The sequence below is a fragment of the Cupriavidus sp. YR651 genome (genome assembly GCF_900101625.1).
Lineage (GTDB): Bacteria > Pseudomonadota > Gammaproteobacteria > Burkholderiales > Burkholderiaceae > Cupriavidus.
Genome location: NZ_FMYZ01000022.1, coordinates 14791 through 28419, shown reverse-complemented (window position 1 = coordinate 28419; position 13629 = coordinate 14791). Strand labels below are relative to the sequence as shown.

The window sequence follows — 13629 nt, the reverse complement described above, 5'->3', positions numbered from 1 at the left end:
GTTGGTGAAGCAATGGCAGAAATGAAGAAGCGTCATACGAACCCGCGCCAGCGTTGGTGGGTGGCGGGATCGGTCCTGATCGTGGCAACCGGCGCCGTGATCGCCACGATGGAAATGAAGGACACCCGCGCGGCGGCACCCCCCAAGGCGGCCGTGCCCGAGGTGCTGGTGAAAACACTGGAGCCCGAGAAGGTCCGCGTCTGGGCCAATTTTTCCGGGCGCCTCAACGCCGTGGACGAGGCGCTGGTGCGGCCCGAGGTCGGCGGCAAGATCGTCGAAATCCGTGTGCATGACGGGCAGACGGTAAAGGCGGGCGACGTGATGTTCGTGATCGATCCACGTCCCTACGAGGCGGCTGTAGCGAAGGCCCGCGCCGATCTGGCGGCCGCACGCGCTCGCGCCGAGTTCGCGGCTGCCGAGTACGGGCGCGCCAAGGGGCTGATCGATGCCGAAGCGATTCCGTTGAGCGTGCATGACCAGCGCACCAACGAGCACCGCATGGCGCAGGCCGCGGTGCTGGCGGCCGACGCCACGCTGCGCCAGGCCAGCATCAATCTCGACTATGCCTATGTCAAGGCGCCGATCGCCGGCCGCATCAGCCGCGCGGAGATCACCGTCGGCAATCTGGTGCAACCGGGCGCGAATGCGCCGGTGCTGACCCGCATCGTTTCGAACGATGGTATTTATGCCGACTTCGATGTCGATGAGCAGGTCTACACCCAGTCGATTCGCCAGCACGCCGGCACGCTCGGCAAGGAACAGCAGATCCCAGTGGAGATGCGGGTGCAGGGCGATGCGGCGAACGTCTACAAGGGCGTCATTTACACATTCGACAACAAGATCGACACGCGCAGCGGCACGATCCGCGCCCGGGCGAAGTTCGCCAATCGCGATGGCGCTTTGGTTCCAGGGATGTTCGCATCGATCGGGCTGTCCGACGCCAGCGATACCGTGGCGCTGGTCGTTCCCGATGTGGCGATCGGCAGCGATCAGAGCAAGAAGTATGTCTATGTCGTCGGGCGCGACGACAAGGTTGCCTATCGCGAAGTCCGGCTCGGCGCCGGGCTCGATGGGCGGCACGTCGTCACCAGCGGACTTCAGTCTGGTGAGCGCGTGATCGCACGGGGCCTGCAGTTCGTGCGCCCCGACGCGACGGTGGTGCCGAAGGAAGTCGCCGCCGACGAGCTGAAAACCGCCGCGACGTCGGCAGCACGCGGCGCGGAGTAGTGGCATGAATCTCTCGAAGTTCTTTGTCGACCGCCCGAACTTCGCCGCGGTCATCTCGATTCTCATTTTTCTGGCTGGCCTGATCGCGATTCCGCAGCTGCCGATCTCCGAATACCCGGAGGTGGTGCCGCCATCGGTGGTCGTGCGGGCGCAGTTCCCCGGCGCCAATCCGAAGGTCATTGCCGAAACCGTGGCGACGCCACTCGAGGAGCAGATCAACGGCGTCGAAAACATGCTGTACATGTCGTCGCAGGCTGCCAGCGATGGCGTGCTGACACTGACGGTGACCTTCAAGCTCGGTACCGATCCCGACCTCGCGACGCAACTGGTGCAAAACCGCGTCAACGAGGCGCTGCCGCGCCTGCCTGAGGTGACCCGCCAACTCGGCGTCAGCACCGTCAAGAGTTCGCCGGACCTGACGATGGTTGTGCACCTGGTCTCGCCGTCGGACCGATACGACATGCTTTATCTGCGCAACTACGCGCTGCTGAACGTCAAGGATGAACTCGCGAAGATCCCCGGCATCGGTCAGATCAAGCTGTACGGCTCGGGCAACTACGCGATGCGTGTGTGGCTCAATCCGCAGAAGATCGCGGAACGCAACATGAACCCTGACGAGGTGGTGGCCGCGATCCGCAAGCAGAACGTCCAGGTGGCCGCGGGCGTCGTCGGCGGACCGCCGTACAAGGATAGTGTCGAGATCCAGTTGCCCGTGAACGTGCAGGGCCGCCTGACCGACGTCGATCAGTTCGAGAACATCATCGTCAAGCGCGAAGCGGGCGTGGTGACCTACCTCAAGGACGTGGCGCGCGTGGAAATGGGCGCGAGCGAGTATGCCTTGCGCGCGCTGCTCGACAACAAGCAGGCGCTGGCGCTGGTGATCTTCCAGACCCCCGGCGCGAATGCCATCGACATTTCGAACAGCGTCCGCGCCAAGATGGCGGAGCTGAACAAGCGGTTTCCGAGTGGCCTGGAATACCGTATCGCCTACGACCCGACCACGTTCGTGCGCGACTCGATCAAGGCAGTGATTCATACGCTGCTCGAAGCGATCGCGCTGGTGGTGCTGGTGGTGATCCTCTTCCTGCAGAGCTGGCGTGCCGCGATCATCCCATTGCTGGCTGTGCCCGTATCGGTAATCGGTACGTTCGCGGTGATGCTCGGTTTCGGCTTCTCGATCAATGCGCTGTCGTTGTTCGGCCTGGTGCTGGCAATCGGCATCGTGGTCGACGACGCGATCGTCGTGGTGGAGAACGTCGAGCGGAACATCGCCACGGGGCTGCGACCGCGCGAGGCCACCATCAAGGCGATGCAGGAGGTCACCGGACCGATCATCGCCATTGCGCTGGTGCTGTGTGCGGTGTTCGTCCCGATTGCATTCATCAGCGGCCTCACCGGGCAGTTCTATCGGCAGTTCGCGCTGACCATCGCCATCTCGACGGTAATCTCCGCCTTCAATTCGCTGACGCTGTCGCCAGCATTGGCGGCATTGCTGCTGCGCTCGCATGATGCGCCCAGGGACGGCCTCACGCGCCTGATGGACAGATGTCTCGGCGGCTTCTTCGCGCGCTTCAACCGTGCGTTTGGCGCAGGCGGCGAGTCCTATGGGCGAGGTGTGCAGCGGGTGCTGCAGCACAAGCGTGGATCGATGGTGCTCTATGCGGCGCTGCTGGCGGCGACTGTGCTCGGTTTCGTCAGGGTGCCGGCCGGATTCGTGCCCATCCAGGACAAGGGGTACCTGGTTAACCTGATCCGGCTGCCCGACGGCGCGACGCTCGACCGCACGGAGGCCGTGGTGCGGGAGATGTCCGATGCCGCGCTGAAGACGCCGGGCGTGCGCAACGCAGTGCAGTTGCCGGGCCTGTCGCTGAACGGCTTCATCAACAGCGCATCGTCCGCCGTCGTGTTCCTCGGTGAACAGTCCTTCGAGGATCTGCACAAGCTGGGGACCTCCGGTCCGGGCATGACGGCGCCTCTGCAGCAGCAGTTCGCGTCGATCCGCGACGCGTTCATTGCCGTGTTCCCGCCGCCGCCTGTGCAGGGGCTCGGCAATACCGGGGGCTTCAAGCTGCAGATCGAGGATCGCGGTGACGCCGGTTACCTGGCGCTGAGCAAGGTTGTGAAGACGGTCCTCGACAAGGCGCGCCAGGCGCCCGAGCTGGCGGGCGTGTACACCAACTACAACGTCTCCACTCCGCAACTCTATGCCGACGTGGACCGTACTCGTGCCGCCCAGCTTGGTGTCGATGTCGACGATGTGTTCAAGACCATGCAGATCTACCTGGGCTCGCTCTACGTGAACGACTTCAACAAGTTCGGTCGTACTTACCAGGTCATCGCGCAGGGCGACCGCGATTACCGCTCGAAGCGGGAGGATATCCTCGCGCTCAAAGTGCGCAACGTCGAAGGGAAGATGGTTCCGCTGGGCGCAGTCGTGACGCTGAGCGACACCAGCGGCCCGGACAACGCTTCGCGCTACAACGCCTACCGTTCGGCGGATATCAATGGACGCCCGGCGCCCGGCTATTCGACGGGACAGGCGCAGGCGGCGATCACGCGCATCCTGAACGAAGCGCTGCCGGCTGACATGGCTTTCGAATGGACCGAACTGGCCTATCAGCAGATCCTTGCCGGCAACACCGCGCTGATCATATTCCCGATCTGCCTGCTGTTGGTGTTCCTGGTGCTCACCGCACAGTACGAGAGCCCATTCGTCCCGCTGGCGATCATCCTGATCGTGCCGATGTGCTTGTTCTCGGCCATCGCGGGTGTCTGGCTGACCAGGGGCGAGAACAACCTGTTTACGCAGATCGGGTTCTTCGTACTGATCGGGTTGGCGTGCAAGAACGCGATTCTGATATGCGAGTTCGCGCGAGAGCTGGAAATGCATGGCAAGAGCACGCTATCGGCCGCCATCGAGTCTGCGAACCTGCGCCTGCGCCCGATCCTGATGACGTCCATCGCCTTCATCATGGGCGTGGTGCCGCTGGTGGTATCGCACGGAGCCGGCGCGGAAATGCGCCACGCCATGGGGATTGCCGTGTTCTTCGGCATGATCGGCGTCACGTTCTTCGGGCTGTTCCTGACGCCGGTCTTCTATGTCTTGATGCGGAACCTCGAAAAGCGCATCAAGCGGAAGGAAAAGGTGGGGCAACATGTTGAAGCTTGAGCGACTGGCCGCTTTCGTACTGGCCGCTGTCGCGGTGGCCGGCTGCACCCACCCCGTAGGGCCGCAGGAATCCGGCGTGGCGTTCGCGCCGCGCTGGCAGACGTTGACACCCACGCCGGAACATGCGGAGCTGATCGTCAGCAACGACGAGACGAAGACCGACCAGCAATGGTGGACGCATTTCCGCGATCCGGCGCTCGATGCGCTCATCGGCGAGGCACTCGCAGGAAACAAGTCGCTGGCCATTGCACGGGCCCGGGTGGAGGAGGCGCGGGCGGTACGCCTGGAGGCGCAGTCCGCGCTGGCGCCGCAGGTGAATGCCGTGGCGAGCAGCGAGCGCGGCAACCGGGGCCTGCTGACCAACGACAGATCGGTTACGGTGAACCAGGCGGCGCTGTCGGCAGCCTGGGAGGTGGACCTGTTTGGCCGAAACCAGGCCCGTACGGCCCAGGCGGCGGCCATCCTGCAGTCGACGCAGGCCAGCGAGCAGGCCGTACGCGTGGCGCTGCTTTCGGAGGTGGCGCGTACCTATTTCGAGTTGCGCAATCTCGATCGGCAGATCGCGCTGACGACGGGAAACCTCGACACGCAGCGCAAGACGCTGAAACTTGTGGAGGCGCAGCAACGCGGCGCACTGGTGAGCAATTTCGACGTCCAGCGCGCGGCGGCGCAGACGTCAGCGACGGAAGCGCGCGTGCCTAGCTTGCGCGCTTCGAGGGACGCCGCGGCCAACCGACTGTCGACGCTGCTTGGCCGCGCACCCGGTACGCTGCCGCAGGCGGTGGCGCCCGCATCGCAGCCTGCGCTCGATGCGCGCATCGTTGTGTCGGCGCCGGCTGCGGTGATTGCCACGCGACCCGATGTCAGGGCGGCAGAGCGGCGATTGGCGGCGTCGATCTCAGCGCGCAAGGCTGCGGTGGCGGAACTGTTCCCGAACATCTCGCTAACTGCGCTGTTCGGGGTGCAGAACGCCACGCCGTTTTCGTCGACGCCTTGGGGAATCGGCGTGGGTCTCGTGCAGCCGGTGCTCAATTTCGGCCGCATCCGCTCGCAGATCGACGCTGCCGACGCGCGCCAGGCACAGGCATTCCTCAGCTATCAGCAGGCCGTGCTCGATGCGCTGGAAGACATGGAAAGTGCGATGTCGGCGTACCTGAACGAACAGTCGCGCAACGCTTCACTGGCGGCAGGTGTCGAGCAGACCCGGCGCGCGGCCGAACTGGCGCGCACACAGTATCGCTTCGGCTACGTCGGGCTGCTGGACGTGCTGGTGGCCGAGCGTGACCTGCTCAATGCCGAATCGGAGCAGGCGGCGTCGGACGCCAGCCTGCGCGTCGGGCTGGTGCGCATATTTGCGGCGGCAGGCGGCGGATGGGAGGTCGGGGGCGGCGAGAGCGCGAAGCGCGGTGGAGGCGATCCCGATGCATAGGGCAGTCGCGACAGACTCAGGATTGCCGCAGCTCGTGCCTGAGGATAGCGCCAGCCTGACTGCGATGGCCGCCAAGCGTGCTTCTTCATAGGTAGGCATGTCGATCTGTGCTCCTTCGCATTGCCAGGGTCATGGATTGCCGAAGCGCGCGGCAAAAAAATCGACGAAGACGCGGGCCTTTGCCGGTGCCAGATGAGCGAATCACTTCGCCATGATTACCAAGCGCCAAATCGGGCATGACCCGCCCATGTGCAAGGCCACGTCGATCGGCATCCGATACGCCACTAGGCGAAACGAACGTCACTGTTCGGGGGTCGCCAAGACATGACACAGCGGAATCCACATGCCGATGTGGAAGTTTGGTCTGACACGCTCCGCTGGCCGAGAAGGCTCGGCTACCGCAAGGGCTCGGGGGCGAGGAGAGCGATAGGCGTGCCAACAGGTCTCCAATTCTGGCCGCGCGGCAAAGTTCTATCCTTCATGTACAGGGTGTGCTGGGCGCATTGCCCAGCCAGACTCGCGCCACGGCGACTAGCACGTTTTCAGTCACGGCGCAGGAAGCGGGGCGGTGACGACATGAACCGGGTTTACGTAATGATTGCGGTGTGCGGCCTGATGGTTGCCTGCGTATCGACGGGCGTTGACGTCAAGCCGGAGCAATTGGCGAATTTCATCCCGGGTTTCTCCACCCTTGGCGACGTGACCGGGCAGCTTGGGACTCCCACATCCCAGGCGACGTTAAGCAACGGGTCCGCAATACTGATCTATTCGTTTGCGACCTCCAAGCCACATCCTGAGAGTTTTATTCCGTTCATTGGCCCGTTATTTTCCGGAGGCGAGATCCGGTCGTCGACAGTTCTGTTCGAGTTCGACGAAAACGATATTCTCAGGAGCCAGCGGAGGACAACCTCTAGTGGTGCTTCGGGCCTGACCGTATTGCCTCCCTGAGCGGGCGCTCTCAGAAGACCGAGGCCGTCATCGCTCCCGAGATCATTGCCCGACTCATGCCGATGGAGCCCCCACAGCAACCGCCTACGCCCAAACCGCGCAAGTTTGAACCGCAGACGCCGCCATCGCAGGTCAAGGTAGTGACGCCACATCTGACACCGCATCATCAGAAACCGACCCCGACATCCGTCGCGACGCTGCCGCCGACGCCGAATGCGATCGAGGCGCCGCCGGCACCGTCGGCACAGCCGGCCCTGCCAGACCAGGCACCGGAGTCGCCCGCGGCATCCACGCCGGCAAACGCCGCGCCGCGCGTCGTAGGGATCGGCGAGATCGGGTGCTCGCCGCCAAAAGTCACTTATCCGACTCGCTCGCGCCGCATGGGTGAAACCGGTAAAGCGGTGGTGAGTCTGACGACTGATGAGAGCGGCCGCGTGATCAAGACAGCCGTGGCGACGTCGAGCGGATCGACGCGCCTTGATACGGCGGCGATCAATGCCTTGCAGGCAATGCGCTGTAAGCCTTATATGGAGAGCGGTCGCCCCGTGGCGGCGACCGCCCAGCAGCCAATCGACTTCGAATTGAACTGATTTCCCGGAGTCTTTCTGAAACCTCCAAACACTGACTTTCAGGAACCATCATGCAGGAACTCGGACTCTCCCACCTCTGGTCGCAAGGCGATCTCGTCATGCGTGCGACCGCCGTCATTCTGCTGATCATGTCACTGCTTTCGTGGATAGTGATTCTCACCAAGGCGTGGGATCTCGTTCGCCTCAGGAAGATGGCAAATGGCGCGGAAAGGCGCTTCTGGTACTCGGACGACTTCGATCACGCACTCGATACGCTTGGCGCCCGCGATGCCAACCCGTTCCGCACGCTGGCCGTCACAGGCCGCGAAGCCGCCCAATTCCATCGCGCCGGCGATCCCTCGTTGCACGCTGTCCTCGATATGTCTGACTGGCTGACCCGCTCGCTCAAGTGCGCGATTGACGAAGCCGTGGCGCGCATGCAATCGGGCTTGGCTGTGCTGGCATCGATTGGTTCGACCGCGCCGTTCGTCGGTCTCTTCGGTACGGTGTGGGGCATCTATCACGCACTGCTCGGTATCGGCGCGTCGGGAGTGCCGACCATCGACAAGGTGGCCGGCCCCGTGGGTGAGGCACTGATCATGACCGCCTTCGGCCTGGCCGTGGCTGTCCCGGCCGTGCTCGGCTTCAACGCGCTGAGCCGCAGCAACAAGGGCGTCATCAGCAAGCTCAACCGCTTTGCGCACGATCTGCACGCCTACTTCATGACCGGAGACCGCTTGCGCCCGACTACCGCGGCCGGCTTCGACGGCGCATCGATGCGCATGGCCATCGAGAACTGAGCGTCGTTCCCCTCGCTGCGTGCTCGTTGAGCAGGACCATCGGGTGATCAAGCGCATCGTCCAACAGATGCTTGGCTTCAAAGCTACTCGCTGCGCGAGCATCCTGATAGACGGCATTCGAACTCGTGCACATGAAAGCCACGGGCCAGCTCCTTCGAAGTGGCTGATGGGGGCTTACCCGAAGTCCAGTACTCGATTGGCAAGGACCAGTTACAGAGCCTCATTGAAGGCGTGGTGAACGGAGCGGCCTCAGACTCGAAGTCACCGCTGGCTGCCTGGCAGGAGGCTGTAAAGGCGACCACTACGCTTTATGAGTCGATGCAGTTGACGGCAAAGCAAGCCTTGGAAGTAGCCGAGAACAGTATCAATACGGCTACGGAAGCGGCCTCGAATGCTGCACGGCGCCGAGCAGCGCAGGCGTCCCACGCAGCCGCAGGGTAGTTCGGCGTTTGCTCCCCGGTTACCGCGCGCACAGTGCCGGGATCAAGCCAACTCACGAAGATGCCTGGAGGCGTGAGCAACGCGGTTAGCCAAGTTCGAGAAGCACGTCGATTGCCTGCTTCCCGTAATGAATGGCCGCCTGCTCCGCTGCCTCGCGCGTAAAGTAGTCCTGCTGGTCCGTCGCCGGGCCGCGACGCGTCATGGCCGGTACCTGACCTCCGGTAGTTGCTCTCCGGATCATTCCCGGAAGCATCCGCCGCCATTCGAACTCTCTGAAACGAGTTCCGTTAAGGCTTTGGCGCTAGGGAGCCAGACTTGCAATGACTGCTTAGAAGTGAGCAGCACGGTGAGGATCGTTCTCACTCGCAGCTGACGGAGAGAATCGGCCAGCAATGATCACTGGACCACGTACCGTCCCGGGCGGTGGTTGGTTGCCAATACAAAGTTGAGGACAACGGCACCGAGAATGGAGAGAGCGACGCGCGGCCATGGAACGGTCAGGAGAGCCGCTCCGACGATCGCTGCATCCACCGCCATCTGGATATGGCCGGCACGCCAGTTGTGCCGTTCCTGAAGCACGAGAGCAAGGATGCCGACACCGCCGAGGCTCGCCTTGTGCCGAAACAGAATCAGGAATCCGTTACCCAATAGTACGCCTCCAAGTATTGCAGCAAGCGTGGGATCGAGCGTGGCGAAGCTGAGGCAGCGTGGCAGCAAGTCGGCTTCCACTGAGAACAACAACACGGCCACGAACGTCCGGAAAGTGAACGTCGCGCCCATGAATTTCCACGCAAGCCAGTAGAAGGGCAGGTTGAAGACGAAGAACGCTACGCTGAACGGCATGCCGCCGAGGTAATGGGCAAGGAATGCCAGACCAGCCGTACCGCCCGAAAGCAAACCTGCCTGCTTGAACATGGATACCGCCAGTGCGACAAGCAGTGTGCCTATCAGCAGTGCCTGCAAGTTCTCTATGGGGGTGTGTTGGGCGATTGCAGGCTTCATGGCAGAGGGGGCGAAGATGGCTTCGATACCTGCCCATCAAGATAAGTCGGGCGCAAGCCGGACTACGACTGACAAAGTGCAGCGACGCTGGACGATCCCTTGCATGATCCTGGTCAAGTGTCAGCCGCCAAGCTGCGGGTTCGCTCAGCACTGGCTTCGTCGTCCAATTGATCTCCCCCGGACAGTGTCGATGCAACCGAATATTATCATTCTGATTTCATCGGAAAATTGCGCGGCGCGGATTGATTGAAGCATCCCGCGCCGCGGCAAGTGGCAAACTAATGTCTAGGAGGCAGTGCTAATTCAAGCCGCCCGAGAAGATAATGTCTCTGGTGGTGGAAGAACTAGCGTCCACCTGTTTTCTGCACTTCGTCCAGTAACGCGCGCGCGGCCAGTTTGCCGAGATTGTTGCCCGCGAAGGGGCTGTCACCTGTGAGGAGTTTCCGGTCCCGATACGTGCTTCCGTCAATCTTAGTGTTGACGATCTCGACTCCCATGGCAGCAAGTTTTTCGCCGAAGAACCAGCGCAATGGACCGGGCATATAGCCAATATCGGGTGTCTGCTTGTCCATCGCATCCGGGAATGCGCAGATGCGATAGCCGCGAAAAAGATCTCCCCCGTCGGGTTCGTCGACGCCGGCGGAAAGTAAGGCGGCAGGCCCGTGACACAGCGTGATGATGAACCTGTCGTTTTGCATCGCCCACTGCAGGGTTGCCTTCATGTCCGTGCTGAAGGGTAGCCCCATCAAGGCACCATGCCCCCCAGGGACGAAAACGGCAATATAGTTTGCATCCTTGTCCAGGGAATTCACCACGTCAGCAAGCTTGAGTGGCTGCTGGAATTTTTGCTCGTACTTTGCGTAGAAGGCCTTTACCTCGTCGTCTTCAGAGGGGAACGCCCACCATTCGAACTTGGTCGGATTGCCCGATACAGTGGCAATGTCGAACTCGAAGCCTGCGCGGTCCATGTGATACATGGGCAGGAGTGTTTCGATCGGATGGTTGCCAGTAGAAAAGAAGGTGCCGTTACCGGTCAGCAGATAGCGCTCATCTGCAGCGACGAGTAGTACTTTCCAGCGCCCCCCCTGATAAGCATCCGGATAGTCGGCATCAGAGAGGTCTGACTTTGGCGATGTGAATTGCGAGAGCGAGTAAGGGGAAGGAAAAAACGCCTTGCGCTCGGCTGGATCTGGCGTCGGTTGTTTGCTGTCTGTCTGGGTCATCATGATGGACTTCCTTCTAAATAAAAACGAGCTTTGGAGCTAAATTTCCACTGGCTTTTACACCAAATGAGGGAAATCCCTCAATCACAGCATGTGTTGTGCATTTCGATTCCTTGCCGTGTCTCATGTACTTGCCCGCTCGTACCGAGGCCTCCGCGCGCCTGCGGGCAATCAGCGGTCGGAGGCAGGTTTGATCGCTTAATCGGCGGGCGGCAACTTCGCGGACAGATCGGGGAAGTGGAGTTCGCCTTCGTAGGTCTCTGCGCCCGCAGCGAGTATCGCTTTCACGCGTGCCTGTATCGCGTCGTTGGCTACGCAAAGATCGGCCTCGTGTGCCTCTATCAACAGCCCTTCGGAGAAGGAGGTGTCGGACCCCATGTCGACAGCCGCTTTCAGGTGGGCGATAGTAGTGGGGGGGAAGGTCGCAATGCGGCGTGCGAGCTTGTCCACAAATGGGCCCAGTTCCCCGGCCGGCAGCGCGCGATTGATGTAGCCGTAGTGGTCGGCCAGTTCCGCCGAGAAGTCTTCGCCAACCAGCAGTACCTCGAGGGCGCGGGCGCGCCCCATGCGCCGCGGCAAGCGCTGTGTGTTACCGCCTCCGGGGACGAGTCCACAGACGACTTCCGGCTGGCCGAACACTGCCTTGCCGATTGCGCCGAAACACATGTCCGCGGCCAGCGCGATCTCGCAGCCGCCGCCACGGGCGATGCCTTCGACTTTTGCGATGACAGCCTTCGGCATATTGCGCAGGCGCTCGCCGAGCATCTGGGTCAGGCGGAAGGAGCGTGTATTCGAAGTTGTTTTCGGCGCCGAACCGACACGGTGCAGGCCAGAGTGCGCGATAAAGAACTTCGGAATGGCGCTCTGCAAGATTACGACGCGTACGCTTGTATCCTGTTCTAGCTGACGGGTTACCCGGTCGAACTCCTCCGAAAGTACCTCGTCGAGGAGGTTGAAAGGCGGGTAGTTCAACGTAACGGTGGCGACGCCGCGATCCTGGGCGACCTGGATATGCTTGTAATCGGCGTAATTCGCGCTGGCCCCTTGGGGTGGGGCGGAGCTTCCGACCGCAGCCTTAGCCTCCGCGGCTGCAACCAATACTCCTGGCGCGAGTGTGGCGGCACCGATAGATTGGACAAAGGAACGTCTTGAGATCGTCGACATGGCGGGGATCCTTGGTTGAATTTATCTCGGGCCGGCTGGGTCGGGCTCGGCCCGTAGTTTGCGGCGGAGTCGAGTGGCGCGATTGCTCTCCACCGACGCGACTTGCTTCCCACAGGCGCTGCGGATGAAGGTGACTAAGTCAGCAATTTCGGCATCGCTGAGGCAGAGATCGACGGCGGGCATCGTTGAGTTACTCCCGAATGCTTCGAACTACACGTGTCACTCAATGGCCTGCGAATCCATTCGCGAGTAGTTGTTGTGGGAAGAGGAGATCCGTCATCAGATTGAAGAAACAAACCTCGCCAACGCAATGATCCGCGTATCGTTGCGGCGATAGCAAGGAGCCTCCCTAAGTGGGGGGGGAGCCCAGTCCAGGTATTCGGCAATGTCGGCGCAATGCCGAAGTAGGCTTTCTGCTTTAGCCACGAGCCTCTGGCACAGCACAAAGGATGCTCGGCAATAGCGAGGAAATGGCATCGTCGGGGAAGCCCCCCCGCCTTCCCCCCCTCTGATGGTCTCCTATGCCCTTGTGGCTTGACTTTCGTTTCGACGATCATCTAATACAGTCATACCCGGCGTCACCTCGGCTGATCCTAGTGAAGGAGAGTTCAACAGGAGTGGCAAGAAGATCCTCTTGTCTTGAGGACTTCAGAAGTATCCGGATATCGACCGGGCTACTGGCCGATGGCCGGGCGAGACGGTTCACTTTGTCAAGATGGTTGAGCAGCGGGGCTAATATGCGAACCGCGAAAAGCGTACCCAGTAGTAGCGGCTAACCTCCTCCCGGCTGGTCTGTGACTTCAGGAGCGTTGCGATGGGGAAGACTGTATTGGTTACCGGCGCCGGGAGTGGCTTTGGCAAAGGCGTAGCGCTGGGGCTCGCTCGCTGCGGGCATAAGGTTATTGCCGGGGCCCATATCTGGCCGCAGGTGACGGAGTTGCGCAATGTGGCCGACCTTGAGGGCGTCCAGCTGACGGTAATCAAGCTCGATGTGCTGGATGAGATCGACCGCCAGCGTGCGTTTCAATATGAGATCGACGTGCTGTTCAACAATGCCGGCCTCATGGAGGCAGGGCCGGTGGCGGAGATTCCCATCGCGCGTGTGCGACGAGTCTTCGAGACCAATGTGTTCGCCGCACTTGAGGTGGCGCAGGGCTTTGCCACGCAGATGATCCGACGCGGAAGCGGGAAGATCATCTGGACGTCGTCTGTCGCAGGGTTGGTCAAAGTGCCATGGGTGGGAGCATATGCGGCGTCCAAGCATGCGGTCGAGGCACTATGCGCATCGATGCGCGAGGAGCTGAAACCGTATGGCGTTCAGGTCGCGACGGTGAATCCCGGAGCCTATCAAACGGGTTTCAACGATACTGGCATGGAAAGTATGGATCAGTGGTGGGAGGATGGCCGGCAGGCGATGCGGCCACGAACAAGGCGCCCGCTGAACAATCAGCATGACCCGCAGGAAATGATAGATGCCATGATTGAAGTCATTGCCGCCGATTCACATCGCTACCGCACCGTAAAACCTGAGTCTGCCGCCGAGATGGTGCGCCGTGAGCAGACGGACGAATGGGATGTGATCGTCTAGTGTGTCCCACCAACCACCAGCGCACTTGATGTCCCGATCCTCACTAGCTGTTGCAGGGAAGCGGCCCCA

At 61.7% G+C, this 13629-nt stretch carries 9 protein-coding genes and 2 pseudogenes; 8 read left to right on the top strand and 3 right to left on the bottom strand.

The features are described from left to right. The first annotated feature begins 153 nt into the window (after positions 1–153). From BLR29_RS30035 to BLR29_RS33080, 7 genes and pseudogenes are all read left to right on the top strand, one after another. A complete protein-coding gene (locus tag BLR29_RS30035) occupies positions 154–1227 on the top strand; it encodes an efflux RND transporter periplasmic adaptor subunit (protein ID WP_255371516.1) in 1074 nt (357 codons plus the stop codon). 4 nt (positions 1228–1231) lie between these two features. After that, positions 1232–4396, top strand: coding sequence for an efflux RND transporter permease subunit (locus BLR29_RS30030; RefSeq protein ID WP_092143229.1), 3165 nt, complete (start codon positions 1232–1234; stop codon positions 4394–4396). Continuing rightward, positions 4383–5825, top strand: coding sequence for an efflux transporter outer membrane subunit (locus BLR29_RS30025; RefSeq protein WP_092143226.1), 1443 nt, complete (start codon positions 4383–4385; stop codon positions 5823–5825). Before BLR29_RS30030 ends, BLR29_RS30025 begins: the two co-directional genes overlap by 14 nt. A 576-nt stretch (positions 5826–6401) precedes the next feature. Continuing rightward, positions 6402–6773: a hypothetical protein gene (locus BLR29_RS30020; RefSeq protein ID WP_092143223.1), complete on the top strand. Its 372-nt coding sequence runs from the start codon at positions 6402–6404 to the stop codon at positions 6771–6773. Further along, positions 6773–7363: pseudogene (locus tag BLR29_RS30015) on the top strand (TonB family protein); the annotation flags it as partial. The gene BLR29_RS30020 and the pseudogene BLR29_RS30015, both read left to right, overlap by 1 nt. A gap of 50 nt (positions 7364–7413) precedes the next feature. Beyond that, entirely contained in the window at positions 7414–8142 is a 729-nt protein-coding gene (locus tag BLR29_RS30010; protein WP_092143217.1) for a MotA/TolQ/ExbB proton channel family protein, read from the top strand. A 22-nt stretch (positions 8143–8164) separates the two neighbouring features. Beyond that, a pseudogene (locus BLR29_RS33080) lies at positions 8165–8309 on the top strand (IS6 family transposase); the annotation flags it as partial. A 670-nt stretch (positions 8310–8979) separates the two neighbouring features. On the opposite strand, the gene BLR29_RS30000 reads toward BLR29_RS33080, so the two are convergent. From BLR29_RS30000 to BLR29_RS29990, 3 genes are all read right to left on the bottom strand, one after another. Next, complete coding sequence (locus BLR29_RS30000) at positions 8980–9585, bottom strand: YitT family protein (RefSeq protein WP_092143211.1); 606 nt, start codon at positions 9583–9585, stop codon at positions 8980–8982. A gap of 344 nt (positions 9586–9929) precedes the next feature. Continuing rightward, a complete protein-coding gene (gene hchA, locus BLR29_RS29995; RefSeq protein WP_092143208.1) occupies positions 9930–10811 on the bottom strand; it encodes a glyoxalase III HchA in 882 nt (293 codons plus the stop codon). Positions 10812–11006: 195 nt separating this feature from the next. Continuing rightward, on the bottom strand, positions 11007–11972 hold the full coding sequence (locus BLR29_RS29990) for an enoyl-CoA hydratase/isomerase family protein (protein WP_092143205.1): 966 nt from the start codon (positions 11970–11972) through the stop codon (positions 11007–11009). 814 nt (positions 11973–12786) lie between these two features. On the opposite strand from BLR29_RS29990, the gene BLR29_RS29985 reads away from it, so the two are divergent. Then, on the top strand, positions 12787–13560 hold the full coding sequence (locus BLR29_RS29985; protein WP_092143202.1) for an SDR family oxidoreductase: 774 nt from the start codon (positions 12787–12789) through the stop codon (positions 13558–13560). Positions 13561–13629: the final 69 nt, after the last annotated feature.

Excerpts from the sequence above, each read along its gene's own strand:
- BLR29_RS30030 (WP_092143229.1), top strand. The coding sequence starts at position 1,232 with ATGAATCTCTCGAAGTTCTTTGTCGACCGCCCGAACTTCGCCGCGGTC.
- BLR29_RS30025 (WP_092143226.1), top strand. The coding sequence starts at position 4,383 with ATGTTGAAGCTTGAGCGACTGGCCGCTTTCGTACTGGCCGCTGTCGCG.
- BLR29_RS30020 (WP_092143223.1), top strand. The coding sequence starts at position 6,402 with ATGAACCGGGTTTACGTAATGATTGCGGTGTGCGGCCTGATGGTTGCC.
- BLR29_RS30010 (WP_092143217.1), top strand. The coding sequence starts at position 7,414 with ATGCAGGAACTCGGACTCTCCCACCTCTGGTCGCAAGGCGATCTCGTC.
- BLR29_RS30000 (WP_092143211.1), bottom strand. The coding sequence starts at position 9,585 with ATGAAGCCTGCAATCGCCCAACACACCCCCATAGAGAACTTGCAGGCA.
- hchA (WP_092143208.1), bottom strand. The coding sequence starts at position 10,811 with ATGATGACCCAGACAGACAGCAAACAACCGACGCCAGATCCAGCCGAG.
- BLR29_RS29990 (WP_092143205.1), bottom strand. The coding sequence starts at position 11,972 with ATGTCGACGATCTCAAGACGTTCCTTTGTCCAATCTATCGGTGCCGCC.
- BLR29_RS29985 (WP_092143202.1), top strand. The coding sequence starts at position 12,787 with ATGGGGAAGACTGTATTGGTTACCGGCGCCGGGAGTGGCTTTGGCAAA.